Annotated in this window: 12 protein-coding genes; 7 read left to right on the top strand and 5 right to left on the bottom strand. The window is 70.7% G+C overall.

What is annotated here, in order from left to right; translation table 11 throughout:
- Positions 1-97 precede the first annotated feature (97 nt).
- On the top strand, positions 98-1333 hold the full coding sequence (locus tag OG349_RS07890; protein ID WP_327233928.1) for an arginine deiminase: 1236 nt from the start codon (positions 98-100) through the stop codon (positions 1331-1333).
- A 127-nt stretch (positions 1334-1460) separates the two neighbouring features.
- Positions 1461-2468 carry an ornithine carbamoyltransferase gene (argF, locus tag OG349_RS07885; protein WP_327233927.1) on the top strand — a complete coding sequence of 336 codons (1008 nt, stop codon included), beginning with the start codon at positions 1461-1463 and terminating at the stop codon, positions 2466-2468.
- Between the two features lie 77 nt (positions 2469-2545).
- Here argF and OG349_RS07880 read toward each other — a convergent pair whose 3' ends face one another.
- Positions 2546-3058, bottom strand: a complete 513-nt coding sequence (locus OG349_RS07880; RefSeq protein WP_327233926.1) for an ATP-binding protein — start codon at positions 3056-3058, stop codon at positions 2546-2548.
- A gap of 242 nt (positions 3059-3300) precedes the next feature.
- On the opposite strand from OG349_RS07880, the gene OG349_RS07875 reads away from it, so the two are divergent.
- Positions 3301-3702, top strand: a complete 402-nt coding sequence (locus OG349_RS07875) for a hypothetical protein (protein ID WP_327233925.1) — start codon at positions 3301-3303, stop codon at positions 3700-3702.
- Here OG349_RS07875 and pspAB read toward each other — a convergent pair.
- Together pspAB and htpX are read right to left on the bottom strand one after the other, a co-directional pair.
- Complete coding sequence (pspAB, locus tag OG349_RS07870; RefSeq protein ID WP_327233924.1) at positions 3683-4300, bottom strand: PspA-associated protein PspAB; 618 nt, start codon at positions 4298-4300, stop codon at positions 3683-3685. The genes OG349_RS07875 and pspAB overlap by 20 nt on opposite strands.
- A 65-nt stretch (positions 4301-4365) precedes the next feature.
- Complete coding sequence (htpX, locus tag OG349_RS07865) at positions 4366-5274, bottom strand: zinc metalloprotease HtpX (RefSeq protein ID WP_327233923.1); 909 nt, start codon at positions 5272-5274, stop codon at positions 4366-4368.
- A 123-nt stretch (positions 5275-5397) separates the two neighbouring features.
- On the opposite strand from htpX, the gene OG349_RS07860 reads away from it, so the two are divergent.
- From OG349_RS07860 to OG349_RS07850, 3 genes are read left to right on the top strand one after another with little or no spacing between them, the layout of a single operon-like run.
- Positions 5398-5805: a VOC family protein gene (locus tag OG349_RS07860; protein WP_327233922.1), complete on the top strand. Its 408-nt coding sequence runs from the start codon at positions 5398-5400 to the stop codon at positions 5803-5805.
- A 57-nt stretch (positions 5806-5862) separates the two neighbouring features.
- Entirely contained in the window at positions 5863-6621 is a 759-nt protein-coding gene (locus OG349_RS07855) for an HAD family hydrolase (protein WP_327233921.1), read from the top strand.
- Positions 6618-8999, top strand: a complete 2382-nt coding sequence (locus OG349_RS07850) for a glycoside hydrolase family 65 protein (RefSeq protein WP_327233920.1) — start codon at positions 6618-6620, stop codon at positions 8997-8999. Before OG349_RS07855 ends, OG349_RS07850 begins: the two co-directional genes overlap by 4 nt.
- Before the next feature lie 36 nt (positions 9000-9035).
- Here OG349_RS07850 and OG349_RS07845 read toward each other — a convergent pair whose 3' ends face one another.
- Positions 9036-10310, bottom strand: coding sequence for a hypothetical protein (locus tag OG349_RS07845; protein ID WP_442806369.1), 1275 nt, complete (start codon positions 10308-10310; stop codon positions 9036-9038).
- 181 nt (positions 10311-10491) lie between these two features.
- On the bottom strand, positions 10492-12570 hold the full coding sequence (locus tag OG349_RS07840; protein WP_327233918.1) for a transglycosylase domain-containing protein: 2079 nt from the start codon (positions 12568-12570) through the stop codon (positions 10492-10494).
- A 386-nt stretch (positions 12571-12956) separates the two neighbouring features.
- Here OG349_RS07840 and OG349_RS07835 point away from each other — a divergent pair, with 386 nt between their 5' ends.
- Complete coding sequence (locus tag OG349_RS07835; RefSeq protein WP_327233917.1) at positions 12957-13295, top strand: MmcQ/YjbR family DNA-binding protein; 339 nt, start codon at positions 12957-12959, stop codon at positions 13293-13295.
- Positions 13296-13398: the final 103 nt, after the last annotated feature.

Below are 13398 nucleotides of genomic sequence, written 5' to 3'. Positions count from 1 at the left end.
CGGGGTGACACGGCCGACACTGTGACATGGCCCGCGATTCGGCGGACGGTGGTGCGTTCTTCGCGTGAACGGCGCGTCGTGCGGTGAGGATGGGGACATGGGATTCCACGTCGACTCCGAAACCGGGCGGCTGCGCCGCGTCATACTGCACCGCCCCGATCTGGAGCTGAAGCGCCTGACCCCCGGCAACAAGGACGCGCTGCTCTTCGACGACGTCCTGTGGGTCCGCCGGGCCCAGGAGGAGCACGACGGTTTCGCGGCGGTGCTGCGCGAGCGCGGGGTGGAGGTGCACCTCTTCGGGGACCTGCTGCGCGAGTCGCTGGAGCTGCCGCCCGCCCGGCGGCTCGTCCTGGACCGGGTCTTCGACGAGAAGGAGTACGGTCCGCTCGCCACCGACCACCTCAGGGCGGTCTTCGACGGGCTGCCGACGGCGGAGCTGGTGGAGGCGCTGGTCGGCGGGATGACCAAGCGGGAGTTCCTGGAGCGGCACGCCGAGCCGACGTCGGTCCGGTTCCATGTGATGGAGCCGGACGACTTCCTCCTCGACCCGCTGCCCAACCACCTGTTCACCCGGGACACCTCGGCCTGGATCTACGACGGCGTCTCCATCAACGCCATGCGCTGGCCGGCCCGGCAGCGCGAGACCGTGCACTTCGAGGCGATCTACAAACACCATCCGCTCTTCACGGACCCGGCGGCAGGACCCTTCCACCACTGGTCGGAGGGGCAGGACGACTACCCGTCCACGATCGAGGGCGGTGACGTCCTGGTCCTCGGGCACGGAGCCGTGCTGATCGGGATGAGCGAGCGCACCACCCCGCAGGCCGTGGAGATGCTGGCCCGGGGCCTGTTCGCGGCCGGGTCCGCCACCACGATCGTCGCGCTCGACATGCCCAAGCACCGGGCGTTCATGCACCTCGACACGGTGATGACGATGGTCGACGCCGACACCTTCACCCAGTACGCGGGCCTCGGCATGCTGCGCTCGTACACCATCGAACCGGGCAGCGGCGGCAACGAACTCAAGGTCACCGACCATCCGCCGGAGCACATGCACCGGGCGATCGCGGCGGCGCTGGGACTGGACCGGATCCGGGTGCTGACGGCGGTCCAGGACGTGCACGCGGCGGCGCGCGAGCAGTGGGACGACGGGTGCAACGTGCTCGCCGTCGAGCCGGGTGTGGTGGTCGCGTACGAGCGCAACGTCACCACCAACAGCCATCTGCGGCGGGAGGGCATCGAGGTGATCGAGATCCGCGGCAGCGAGCTGGGGCGGGGGCGGGGCGGGCCCCGCTGCATGAGCTGCCCGATCCAGCGCGACGCCGTCGGCTGACGCCATCGGCCCATCCACCGACGCCGTCCACCGAGTCCGGCACAGCCCGGAACAAGCCGCTGTATAGCAATACATCCACTCGTATATAGTTCCAGCCTCTTCTCGTTTCTCGTTCAGGAGCAGTCCCATGGCGATACACCTCGCAGGCCGCCACTTCATCAAGGAGCTGGACTTCACGGCGGACGAGTTCCGCGGCCTGGTCGCCCTCGCCGCCGAGCTGAAGGCCGCGAAGAAGGCGGGTACCGAGGTCCAGCGCCTGCGCGGGAAGAACATCGCGCTGATCTTCGAGAAGTCCTCGACGCGCACCCGGTGCGCCTTCGAGGTGGCGGCGGCCGACCAGGGCGCCTCCACCACGTACATTGACCCGGCCGGCTCCCACATCGGGCAGAAGGAGTCGGCGAGGGACACCGCGCGGGTCCTCGGGCGGATGTACGACGCCATCGAGTTCCGCGGGGACGCCCAGGCGACGGTCGAGGAACTGGCCGCGCACGCGGGCGTGCCCGTCCTGAACGGTCTCACCGACGACTGGCACCCCACCCAGATGCTGGCGGACGTGCTCACGATGACGGAGCACAGCGACAAGCCCCTGGACGAGATCGCCTTCGCCTACCTCGGCGACGCCCGCTTCAACATGGGCAACTCGTACCTCGTCACCGGCGCGCTGCTGGGGATGGACGTACGGATCGTCGCGCCGCGCGAGTACTGGCCGGCCGACGAGATCCTCACGGTCGCCCGGCAGGCCGCGGAGGTCAGCGGGGCCCGGCTCACCCTCACCGAGGACGTCACGGAAGGGCTGCCCGGCGCGGACTTCGTGGCGACGGACGTCTGGGTGTCGATGGGGGAGCCGAAGGAGGTGTGGGACGTACGGATCACGGCCCTGCGCCCGTACGCGGTGACCATGGACGTGCTGCGCGCCACCGGCAACCCGGACGTGAAGTTCCTCCACTGCCTGCCGGCCTTCCACGACCTGGGCACGTCCATCGCGCGGGAGATCCACGAGCGGCACGGGCTCACCGAGCTGGAGGTGACGGACGAGGTGTTCGAGTCGGCGCACTCGGTGGTCTTCGACGAGGCGGAGAACCGGCTGCACACGATCAAGGCGGTCCTGGTCGCCACGCTGGCGGACGCGTCCTGACAGGGGTCAACTCGTCCGATCCGTCCTGAGCGGGGTCGACCCGTGCGACCCGTGCGACCCGTCCGACCCGGCGCGGCTCACCGGCCGGAGCAGGACGGTTCCTCGCACGCCTCCAGGCACTCCCGTGTCCGCTGCGGCCCGCACACGTGGTGGACCTGGACCTCCTCGTACACGGGAAGGGTGAACCAGACCGCCTTGCCCCGCTCTGTGACGCGGTGCCCGCAGTCCGAGCTGAGCGTGCTGATCAGCAGCAAGCCGCGGCCGTTCTCCGCCCACGGGTCGGGCCACGGATCGGGCTCGACGGGGGGCCAGGGGAGCGACGGGCCGGACGGCGGCGCCGGATCGCGGTCGTGCACCTCCACCTGGCAGCCGGTCGGGAGCAGCTCCACCACCAGTTCGATCCCGTCACCCTCCGTGTGTTTCACCGCGTTGGCGACCAGTTCCGCGGTGAGGAGTTCCGCCACGTCGCTGTCGGCCGGGGCGCGCAGATCCAGAAGTGCCGTACGGATCAGGGCACGGGCCATGGGCACGGCCGCCGCACTGTGCGGCAGCGCGATGCGCCACGAGGTGGAGCCGGTGGGTTCGAACACGACGGTAGGTCCGATCGAGGGACATATAACACTTCTGGTTCCACCCTTACGGAGCGTGAGGAACCGCACAAGGGGCCCCGGGCCGCACCGACCGGGACCTGCGCCTCTTCTCCGACGGGACCTTTGGCGAAAGCCTCGCCGCCGTGCCGGCGAACCGGTGGCCCATACCCGGGCCTACGCGCGCTTTTCGGGGGTACCCGCAGGACACGATCCATACCGGTGCCCGAGGGGAGTGCGTGGACGTGTACGGAACACAGCGGTGGCTGGACCGCAGAAACGCCGAACGCAACCTGGTGCGCGGCAGGATCCCCGGGGACCCGCGCGAACGCGCGGCCCTGCGCCGGCTGGTGGCCCACCGGCGGCAGAGGCTGGAGAGCCACCCCTGGCTCTTCGCCGTCCTCGTCCCCGCCCTCGCGGTGCCCCCGGCGCTGTGGGCCCTCCAGGGACTGTGGTCCACGGCGCTGCTGATGCTCGTGTTCGGGATCGTCTTCGGCAGCTGGGCGACCTGCGAGCGCCGGCGCAACCGCAGCCGGCTGAGGTTCCTGGACCGGGCGCTGACCGCCGCCGACACGGGCGCCCGCGCTCACCCCCGTCACGCCGCCCTGGGCAACACCGCGCTGGTCCTCACTCGCCGGACGGGCTGACGGCCAGTCCCGGCGCGCCCCAGACCGGGAACCACCGGCTCAGGTCGGACTCCATCCGCAGGTCGTCGCCGATCACGGCCTTGACCTGGAGTTCCCGCTGGCTGTCCCGCTTCTCGGAGCCGCCGGGCAGCGGCGCGAACGGGTAGAACGTGCCGCGCTTGTACAGGTAGACCAGCGCGAGAGGCCGCTGCTCGGCGTCCTTGAAGCCGACCAGCGAACAGAGCAGCTGCGGCCCGAAGCCGCCGTCCTGGAGCAGCGTGTTGACCGCGTGGAGGTCGTTCACCAGGGCGCCGAGGTCGTCGGCCGGTTGCCGGGCGAGCAGCCAGGTGTAGCCGTACGCGTCCTGGCTGAACTCCACCGGATGGCCGCCCTGGCCGGCGTCCCGCCCGGTGTCCGCGTCCAGCAGCTCCCGTACGTCCTCCCTGACCCGGGCGAAGCTCCCGCCCTCGACCCCCGCGAAACACACCGAGCCGAGGCCGGTGGGGGTGAATCCGGCGCCCGCCTGGAGGGTGATCGCGGCGGAGGGGAGGGCGAAGAGCTGGTCGAGATCGGGGCGGACCGGCTTGCTGCGGCCGAGGATGGTGTCGAGCAGACCCACGGGACCAACTCCTCCGGGCAAAGGGTGCGGACGGCGGGGGTACGAGAGCTACCGGGGAACGAGAGCTACCGCGCCAGTTCGGTCGAGATCCGGGCCAGCTGCTCCAGGCGCTGCTCCAGCGTCGGGTGCGACGAGAAAAGCCGCCCCAGGCTGGCCTTCGAGGAGAACGCGGGAGCGAAGAAGAACGCGTTGTACGGCTCCGCCTTCCGCAGGTCCTCCGTCGGGATGCGCGCCATGGAGCCGCTCACCTTCGTGAGGGCGGACGCGAGGGCCGAGGGACGGCCGGTGAGCAGCGCGGCCGTACGGTCCGCGGACAGCTCGCGGTAGCGGGACAGCATCCGGGTCAGCAGGAAGCCGAGCACGTACACCACCGCGCTGGCCAGCGGGATCAGCATGATCGCCAGACCGGCCGGGCCCGCGTCACGGCTGCTGCGGCTCACCCCGCTCCACAGTGCGATCCGGGTGATGACACCCGCGAGCACCCCCAGGAACGAGGCGATGGTCATGACGGCCACATCGCGGTGCGCCACGTGCGACATCTCGTGCGCCAGCACCCCCTCCAGCTCCTCGGGCTCCAGCCTGCGCAGCAGCCCCGTGGTGGCGCACACCAGCGCCGTGCGCTCGCTGCGTCCGGTGGCGAAGGCGTTCGGGATGTCGCTGCGCGAGATGGCCACCCGGGGCTTCGGCATGTCCGCCAGCGCGCAGATCCGGTCGATGGCGCCGTGCAGCTCGGGCGCCTCCTCGGGGGTGACCTCGTGCGCCCCCATCCCGAAGGCGGCTATGCGGTCGCTGAACCAGAACTGCGCGATGAACAGGGCGCCCGCGACGATCAGGATGATCGGCCACGCGCCCTTCAGCAGCGCGATCAGGACACCCACGAGGACCACATAGAGCAGACCGATCAGGAACATGGTCGTCACCATGCGCGTGGTCAGCCCGCGGTCCGGCGAGTAGCGGGAGCGGGTACGGGTCATCGTGCGCCTCCAAGGGGCTGTCCTCTCCTTATTCTGCTCCTTCCGCGCCGAAACCGAATAAGGGGCGCATAAGTGGGCGCAAGGGTCGAGCGGGACCGGTGGGCCCGGCGTAGGTTGGTTTTCATGAAGCTGGCGTCCTGCGTGCTGTACGTGTTCGACCTCGACGAGTCCGCGAGCTTCTACCGCGACCTGCTGGGGCTTGAGGTCTCCCTGCGGACCACCACGGCGGCCCTGATGGTCGACGGTTCGTCGGGTTGTCAGCTCTATCTGCGGGCCCTCGGATCCAACGCTCCTCACACGCTCGGCGGTATCGGGCTCCAGTGCATGATCTGGACGGCGGCGGACGCCGAGGAGCTGCGGCGCTGCGAGGAAGTCCTCAGGAAGCGGGACGCCCACGTCACCACGGGGCACGCCGAGGGGTTCGACTGGGTGGAAGGGCGTGATCCCAGCGACGTACCGGTGATGGTCAGCCACCCGGGCCCCGACGAGGTGCCCCGGCAGGAGATCATCACCCGCATTTATGCCTGGTGACGTGGCTGGTGACATGGCTGGTGACCGCTTCGTGTGATTCGCGTGAAGGGCAGGACCATGACCGGAGAAGAATCCCCCGACCTCGGAATCCCCGCGCACATCCAGGCGTGCCTCTTCGACCTCGACGGCGTCCTGACGCCCACCGCGGCCCTGCACGCGACGGCCTGGAAGACCACGTTCGACGGCTTCCTGGAGCGGCGGGACGGGCCCGGCTACCGCCCCTTCGACAAGGTCGCCGACTACGACGAGTACGTGGACGGGCTCCCGAGGGCCGACGGGGTCCGCTCCTTCCTCGCCTCGCGCGGGATCGAACTGCCGGAGGGGAGCGCGGACGACCCGCCGGACCGCGACACGGTCCGCAGCCTCGGCGAGCGGAAGAACGACCTCCTCCTCCAGGACATCAAAACCAAGGGCGTCGAGGCGTATCCGGGCTCGGTCCGGTTCGTACGGGCCGTCAAGGACGCCGGGATCCACCGCGCCGTCGTCTCCTCCAGTGCCAACTGCCGTGACGTCCTGATCGGCGCCGGCATCGAGGACCTGTTCGAGGTACGGATCGACGCGGGGGTCGCCCACGAGCAGCACCTCGCGGGCAAGCCCAGACCCGACACCTTCCTCGCCGCCGCCCGCGCCCTCGGCGTCGACCCGGAACACGCGGCCGTCTTCGAGGACGCCCTGGCCGGCATGGACGCCGGCCGCACCGGCGGCTTCGGCTTCGTCATCGGGGTGAACCGCACCGGCCAGGCCGAAGCCCTCAAGAGCCATGGCGCGAGCGTCGTCGTGGACGACCTCGCCGACCTGTTGGGAGAGCGGGCGTGATCAGTCATCCGCTGTACGCCGTCGAGCCGTGGTGCCTGCGCGAGACGGCCCTCGACCTGGACGCCCTGCCGCAGAGCGAGTCGCTGTTCGCCCTCTCCAACGGGCACGTCGGCTGGCGCGGGAATCTGGACGAGGGCGAACCGCACGGCCTGCCGGGGACGTATCTGAACGGGGTGTACGAGCTGCGCCCGCTGCCGTACGCGGAAGCCGGCTACGGCTACCCGGAGTCCAGCCAGACCGTCATCAACACCATCAACGGCAAGATCATCCGGCTGCTGGTGGACGACGAGCCCTTCGACCTGCGCTACGGCCGCCTGGGGCACCACGAACGGGTCCTCGACCTGCGGTCGGGGCTGCTGCACCGCACGGTCGAGTGGACGTCCCCGGCGGGCCGTACGGTACGGGTACGGTCCACCCGCCTCGTCTCCTTCACCCAGCGGGCCATCGCCGCGATCGCCTTCGAGGTCGAGGCGGTCGGCGCCGAGGTCAGCATCGTCCTCCAGTCGGAACTGGTCGCCAACGAACAGCTCCCGGCGGCCGGCGGGGACCCCCGGGCGGCGGCCGCCCTGGAGTCACCCCTCGTACCCGAGGAGCACTACTCGGACGGACGGCGGCTGCGGCTCGTGCACCGCACCGAGCGCAGCGGGCTGCGGGTCGCCGCGTCCGCCGACCACGTCGTGGAGGGGCCCCGCGAGACCGGCGTCTTCTGCGAGAGCGGCGACAACCTGAGCCGGGTCACCTTCACCGGCGACGTGGGCCCCGGCGAGCGGCTGCGGCTGGAGAAGTTCGTGGCGTACGGCTGGTCGGGCAACCGCTCGCTGCCCGCCGTGCACGACCAGGTGGACGGCGCCCTCGCCGCCGCCATGGGGACCGGCTGGGCGGGGCTGGTCGCCGAGCAGCGCGCCTACCTGGACCGCTTCTGGAGGCAGGCGGACGTCGAGGTCGAGGGGGACACCGAGATCCAGCAGGCCGTACGGTTCGGGATGTTCCACACCCTCCAGGCCGGGGCCCGCGCGGAGAGCCGGGCCATCCCCGCCAAGGGACTGACCGGCCCCGGCTACGACGGCCACAGCTTCTGGGACACCGAGAGCTTCGTCCTCCCCTCGCTGACCTACACCGCTCCCAAGGCCGTCGACCAGGCCCTCAGGTGGCGGTTCTCCACCCTGCCGGCCGCCCGCGAAAGGGCGGCCCAACTGGGCCTGAAAGGCGCGGCGTTCCCCTGGCGGACCATCAACGGCGGTGAGTGCTCCGGCTACTGGCCGGCCGGGACCGCGGCCTTCCACATCAACGCCGACATCGCCGACGCCGTCGCGCGCTACTCCGCCGCCTCCCACGACGAGATGTTCGACCGGGAGGTCGGGGTGGAACTGCTGGTCGAGACCGCCCGGTTGTGGCGCTCGCTCGGCCACCACGACCACACCGGCGTGTTCCACATCGACGGCGTCACGGGACCCGACGAGTACAGCGCCGTCGCGGACGACAACACGTACACGAACCTGATGGCGCAGGAGAACCTGCGCGCCGCCGCGGACGCCTGCGACCGGTATCCGGAGGACGCCGTACGGCTCTCGGTGGACACCGAGGAGAGCGCCTCGTGGCGCGACGCGGCGGACCGCATGGCCCTCCCGTACAACCGGGACCTGGGGGTCCACGAACAGTCGGCGGGCTTCACCGCCCACCAGATGTGGGACTTCGCCTCCACCGGGGAGGACGACTACCCGCTCCTGCTGCGCTTCCCGTACTTCGACCTCTACCGCAAGCAGGTGGTCAAGCAGGCGGACCTGGTGCTCGCCCTGCACGTGCGCGGCGCGGCCTTCACCGCCGAGGAGAAGGCCCGTAACTTCGCCTACTACGAGGCGATCACCGTACGGGACTCGTCGCTGTCCGCCTGCACCCAGGCCGTCATGGCCGCCGAGACGGGCCATGTGCAGCTGGCGTACGACTACTTGGGGGAGGCCGCGCTGATGGACCTCTCCGACCTGGAACACAACACCCGGGACGGTCTGCACATCGCGTCCCTGGCCGGCACCTGGATCGCGCTCGTCTCCGGCTTCGGCGGGATGCGCCACCACGGCGACACCCTCGCCTTCGCCCCCCGGCTGCCCGAACAGCTCAGCCGCCTCGCCTTCAACGTACAGATCCAGAAACGCCATCTGCGGGTGGAGATCAGCGGGTCGAAGGCGGTGTACTCGATGCCTGAGTCCGACGGCGAGGCCCTGGAGATCAGCCACTACGGCACGCCTCTGACGGTCTCGCCCACGTCACCGCAGACGAGGGACGTACCGGAACGGGTGGAGCGCCCCGAGCCGCAGCAGCCGGCCGGCCGGCGGCCCGCCCAGCGCGGCGGGCGGCCCGAGCCCAGGCCGGTCACCGACTGACACCGGCCGCCGTCCCTTCGCGGCCTCTCACCCACTTCAGCGGACGATCGACTTCCACAGTGGCTCCTGCGCCGGGTCCAGATTCCTCAACTGGGCCAGGACAGCGGGGTCCTGGGCGTCCATCCAGTCCGCCAGCTCACGGAAGGACACACACCGCACCCCCTCGCGCGGGCACACGTCACGCATGACGTTCTCCACGGCGTCCATGTAGATGCCGCCGTTCCATTCCTCGAAGTGGTTGCCGATGAACAGCGGGGCCCGGCTGCCGTTGTAGACCCGCTCGAAGCCGTTCATGTACGCGTCCTGGGCCTGCTGGCGCCAGGCGGCCCACTGCGCCGGATCGCCGTCGGTGCTGCCGTCCGACTGGTTGTAGAGCAGGTTGAAGTCCATGGACAGCACCTGGAAATCCCCCTCGGGGAACGGCAGGAGCTGGAGGGGGAAGTCCCAGACCCCGTTCTTCTTGGCCGGCCAGATCTGGAAGTCCCCCGCCGAACTCGCGTCGTACCGCCAGCCGGCGGCCTTCTCCGCGGGCAGCAGGGTCTTCTGCCCCTCCAGGCACGGCGCGCGCCCTCCCGTGATCTCCCGGTCCGGGTCGAAGGGCAGGGGCGGCAGATCGGTGAAGCCGGTGTTCGTCTTCCAGTTCTTGACGAAGGACACCGCCTGGCCGATCTCGCTCTTCCACTCGGCGCCCGACCAGTCACCGCCCCCCTTCTTGCCGCAGAAGTGCCCGTTGAAGTGCGAGCCGATCTCGTTGCCCTCGGTCCACGCCTTCCCGAGCTGGTCCAGGGTGTCGCGGATGTGCTGGGGGGTCGGGTACGAGATGGCGGACGCGCCCGTCGCGTGCTGCGGCGGCCTGTAGAGCTGCCTCTTGGACTCCGGCAGCAGATAGATGCCGGTGAGGAAGAGTGTCATGTGGGCGTCGCTCTCCTTCGCGACCTGGCGGAAGCGGGAGAACAGCTTGTCGTCGCCCTGGAGCGCGCCGTCCCAGGAGAACACCACGAACTGGGGAGGCTTCTCGCCGGGTTTGAGGCGCTCGGGCTTCAACTGGCCCGGTTGCGGCCCGGTGTAGGAGGTGGAGCCGTCCCCCAGGACCTCGACCTTCCCGTCCCACTCGTCGGCGTCCCCGGCCTTCTGCCCGCTGCCGTTCTCCGGCGCGGCTCCGGCCGATGCCCCGGCGCGCGAGGCGTCGTCGCCCCGCGCGGCGGGGGAGTCGGCGGAGCCGCCGCTGACGAGCGGGGCCGCCGCGGCGGCTGCCGCGCAGGCCAGGACCACACCGAGGACCACCTTGGCGCGGAAAGTGGTACGGGGCAGCGCCGCGCGCCGGGCGGCGCGGCTACGGCTCTTGCGGCTCTCGGATCCTTCGTGGCTCTCGGGTCTCGCGCGGCTCTCGGGGCTGTCGGGGCTGTCGCTACGGTCGCTACGGTCGGTGCGGCTCACGGCGGCCTTCACTTCCTGGGGGATTCGGCACGGCTGCGCGGTGGACGACGTCCCGTCATCCCCCGTGCCCGGCAACGGACTTCAGGTAGTCGGACCAGATCCGGCCCGGGTACGTCAGATCGGCGTCCTCGGCCCCGCCGAGGCCTGTGACGGGCAGCGGGGTGACATTTCTCAGGTCCATCCGGTAGACGACGACGGCCGTCGCCTCCCGCGCGGTGTAGCCGGTGAACCAGCCCGCCGTGTGGTCCTCGGTGGTGCCGGCCTTGCCGGCGGTATCCGGGACCGGCTCCTCGCCGGACGCGGCCGCGCTCCGCTGGTACGCGGCCCGCAGGGCGTCCGTGACCTGCCCGCTCACCTCGGTGCTGAACGCCCGGTCCGTCCGGTGGGAGGCCAGCTTCACCGGCTCGCCGTTGCGGGTCACCCGTACGACCGAGTACGGCTCCGCGTGCACACCGCCCGCCGCGAAGGTGCCGTACGCGCTCGCCATCCGGATCGCGCTCGGTGTGGAGTTGCCGAGGGAGAAGGCCGGGACCCGTGGCCCCAGACCGGCGCCGAGCAGGCCCGCGTCCTGGGCGGCCCGCGCCACCCGGTCGAGTCCGACGTCCATCCCCAGCTGGAGGAAAGGGGTGTTGGCGGACCGGGCCATCGCGTCGTGCAGAGTCAGCCGCCCCCACGACAGTCCGCCGTCGTTCTTCCCCTTCACCACCTTGCCGTTGCGGTCCCAGTACGGGCCCTCGGGGGTGAGGACGGGCAGATCGTTGTCGGCGTCGTACACGGAGTCGGGGGACACGGGCGTCCGGGGCGCGTCGCGCTCACGCCGTACCCCGTCACGCAGCGCGGCGGCGTACACGAACGGCGTGAACGCCGAACCGGCCTGTACGGTCACGGCGTTGGCCTCGTTGAACCCCTGGGTGAGGAAGTCGGGACCGCCGTACACCGCGAGGATCCGCCCGTCGGGGGCGACGGACGCGGCGCCGGTGCGGGCGTACCTGTCCTTCGGCTTCTTCGGGTCGAAGCCCTTCCGGACCTTGCCCACCGCACTCGCGAGGGCCGTCGTGCGCTGCCGGTCGAACGTCGTGTAGATCTGATAGCCGCCCAGGTCGAAGGCGGCGTCGGAGATCTTCCCGGCCTTCTGGAGGTACGTCTTCGCCAGCCCGACCAGATAGCCGGGCTGCCCGCTCTCGGTGGAGGTGCGAGGCGGGGCCTTGGGCTCGGGGAAGTGGGTGTACGCGGCCCGCTGCTTCGCCGGGAGCACCCCCGTCGTCACCATGCGGTCGAGGATCCAGCCCCACCGCTCCACCGCCCGCGCCCGGCTCTTCGCGCCCAGCGCCGGGTCGTACAGGGAAGCGCCCTTGAGGAGGGAGGCGAGGAACGCGGCCTCGCTCGGGTCGAGTTCGCTCACCTCCTTGCCGTAGTAGGCCTGGGCGGCGCGCTGGATGCCGTACGTCCCCCGCCCGAACCAGCTGGTGTTGAGGTAGCCCTCCAGGATCTGGTCCTTGCTCAGCCGGTTGTCGACCTTGACCGCGAGCAGCAGCTCGTCGAACTTCCTCGACGCGGTCTGATCCTGCGTCAGATAGGCGTTCTTCACGTACTGCTGGGTGATGGTCGAGCCGCCCTGGGTCTCCCCGCCCGTGATCATCCGGCCCACGGCGCGGGCCATCCCCGAGAGGGACACCCCGGGATCCGAGTAGAAGTTCGCGTTCTCGGCGGCCAGTACGGCTCCCCGGACGTGCTCGGGGACCTTCGACAGCGGCATCTCCTGCCGCTGGACCCAGCCGCTGCGCGCCAACTCCGTGCCGTCCGCCCAGTAGTAGACGTTGTCCTGCTGGGTGGCGAAGGAGTTGAGCTTCTCCGGGATCCGCGTCTCGGCGTACGCGTAGGCGACAAAACCGCTGAGACCGGCGACGGCGAACACGACCAGGGAGAGGGACTGACGCCACGACGGCAGCCACCGGCGGACCCCGGAACGACCCGTCCGCGGATAGTCGGGGCGCCGCAGCCGCGCCGCCCGTTCCCCGATCCGCCACAAGAGCTGCCACGCGCCGGCGGTCGCCGCCCGCCCCGCCGCCGGTCTTCGGCGCGCGCCCCCGCGCCGGCCCTTCCCGTGCCCTGACGCCCCGTGCTCCGACGTCACGCGCGGGCTCCTTCGCGTCCGCCGGAGCGACCGCGAGATCTGAGTGCCACCTCCCCGCCGGGGAGCGGGGTGCGACAGGCGTGGCGGAGTATGTGCTGCATACCTGCGGGATTCCTCACGGGAGTACGGGGCGGGCAACCGGCATGCCGGGCCGCCGGGTTGACGCGTGCGGTCGGGCGCGGCCGGGACGACAGGCCCCGGTCGTGATCATAAACAGCCTTCCTGTGCGCCGGCCCTCGGCTCATGGACGCGCCGGGCCCGGTCCGATGTCTCACCAGGGCCCCGCGCCGAGAGGAAAGACGCGTGCGCGCGTCCGCGCGTTCCGCGAAGAACCTGTGAATTTCCAGCGGCCGCGCCGCCCGTCGGGTCCGTCTAAAGTGGTCGCCGTGACCGACGCCGACGATGTCCGCCGTATCGCGCTCTCCCTCCCGGAAACGGTGGAGAAGGAGGCGTGGCGCATGCCCACGTTCCGGGTGGCGGGGAAGATGTTCGTCACGGTCCCCGACGACCGGACGTCGTTCGCGGTGCGCTGCCCGCGCCACGAGCGCACGGAACTGATCGCGGCGGAACCGGAGAAGTTCTGGGTGCCGCCCCACGAGGCGAGTTCGGCGTGGGTACGGGTACGGCTCGGCGCGCTGGAGGACATCGACGAGCTGCGCGACATCCTGGTGGACTCCTGGAAACAGGCGGCGCCCGACCGCCTGGTGGAAGCCTTCCGCCCCTGATCACACGCCGCGCACGCGACCAGGGGCAGAACATCCTGTTGTCTTCGCGCTTCGCGCTTGCTGATATAAACGTTAAAAGGGCACTTCAAGCCGATTTCCTATT

The sequence above is a fragment of the Streptomyces sp. NBC_01317 genome, assembly GCF_035961655.1.
Classification (GTDB): domain Bacteria; phylum Actinomycetota; class Actinomycetes; order Streptomycetales; family Streptomycetaceae; genus Streptomyces.
The sequence above is the reverse complement of the archived record's forward strand: the minus strand, read 5'-3'. Positions and strand labels throughout refer to the sequence as shown.

Coding starts and splice junctions, on each gene's coding strand:
- OG349_RS07855 (WP_327233921.1), top strand. CDS start 5,863: ATGACCGGAGAAGAATCCCCCGACCTCGGAATCCCCGCGCACATCCAG.
- htpX (WP_327233923.1), bottom strand. CDS start 5,274: ATGACCCGTACCCGCTCCCGCTACTCGCCGGACCGCGGGCTGACCACG.
- OG349_RS07890 (WP_327233928.1), top strand. CDS start 98: ATGGGATTCCACGTCGACTCCGAAACCGGGCGGCTGCGCCGCGTCATA.
- argF (WP_327233927.1), top strand. CDS start 1,461: ATGGCGATACACCTCGCAGGCCGCCACTTCATCAAGGAGCTGGACTTC.
- OG349_RS07860 (WP_327233922.1), top strand. CDS start 5,398: ATGAAGCTGGCGTCCTGCGTGCTGTACGTGTTCGACCTCGACGAGTCC.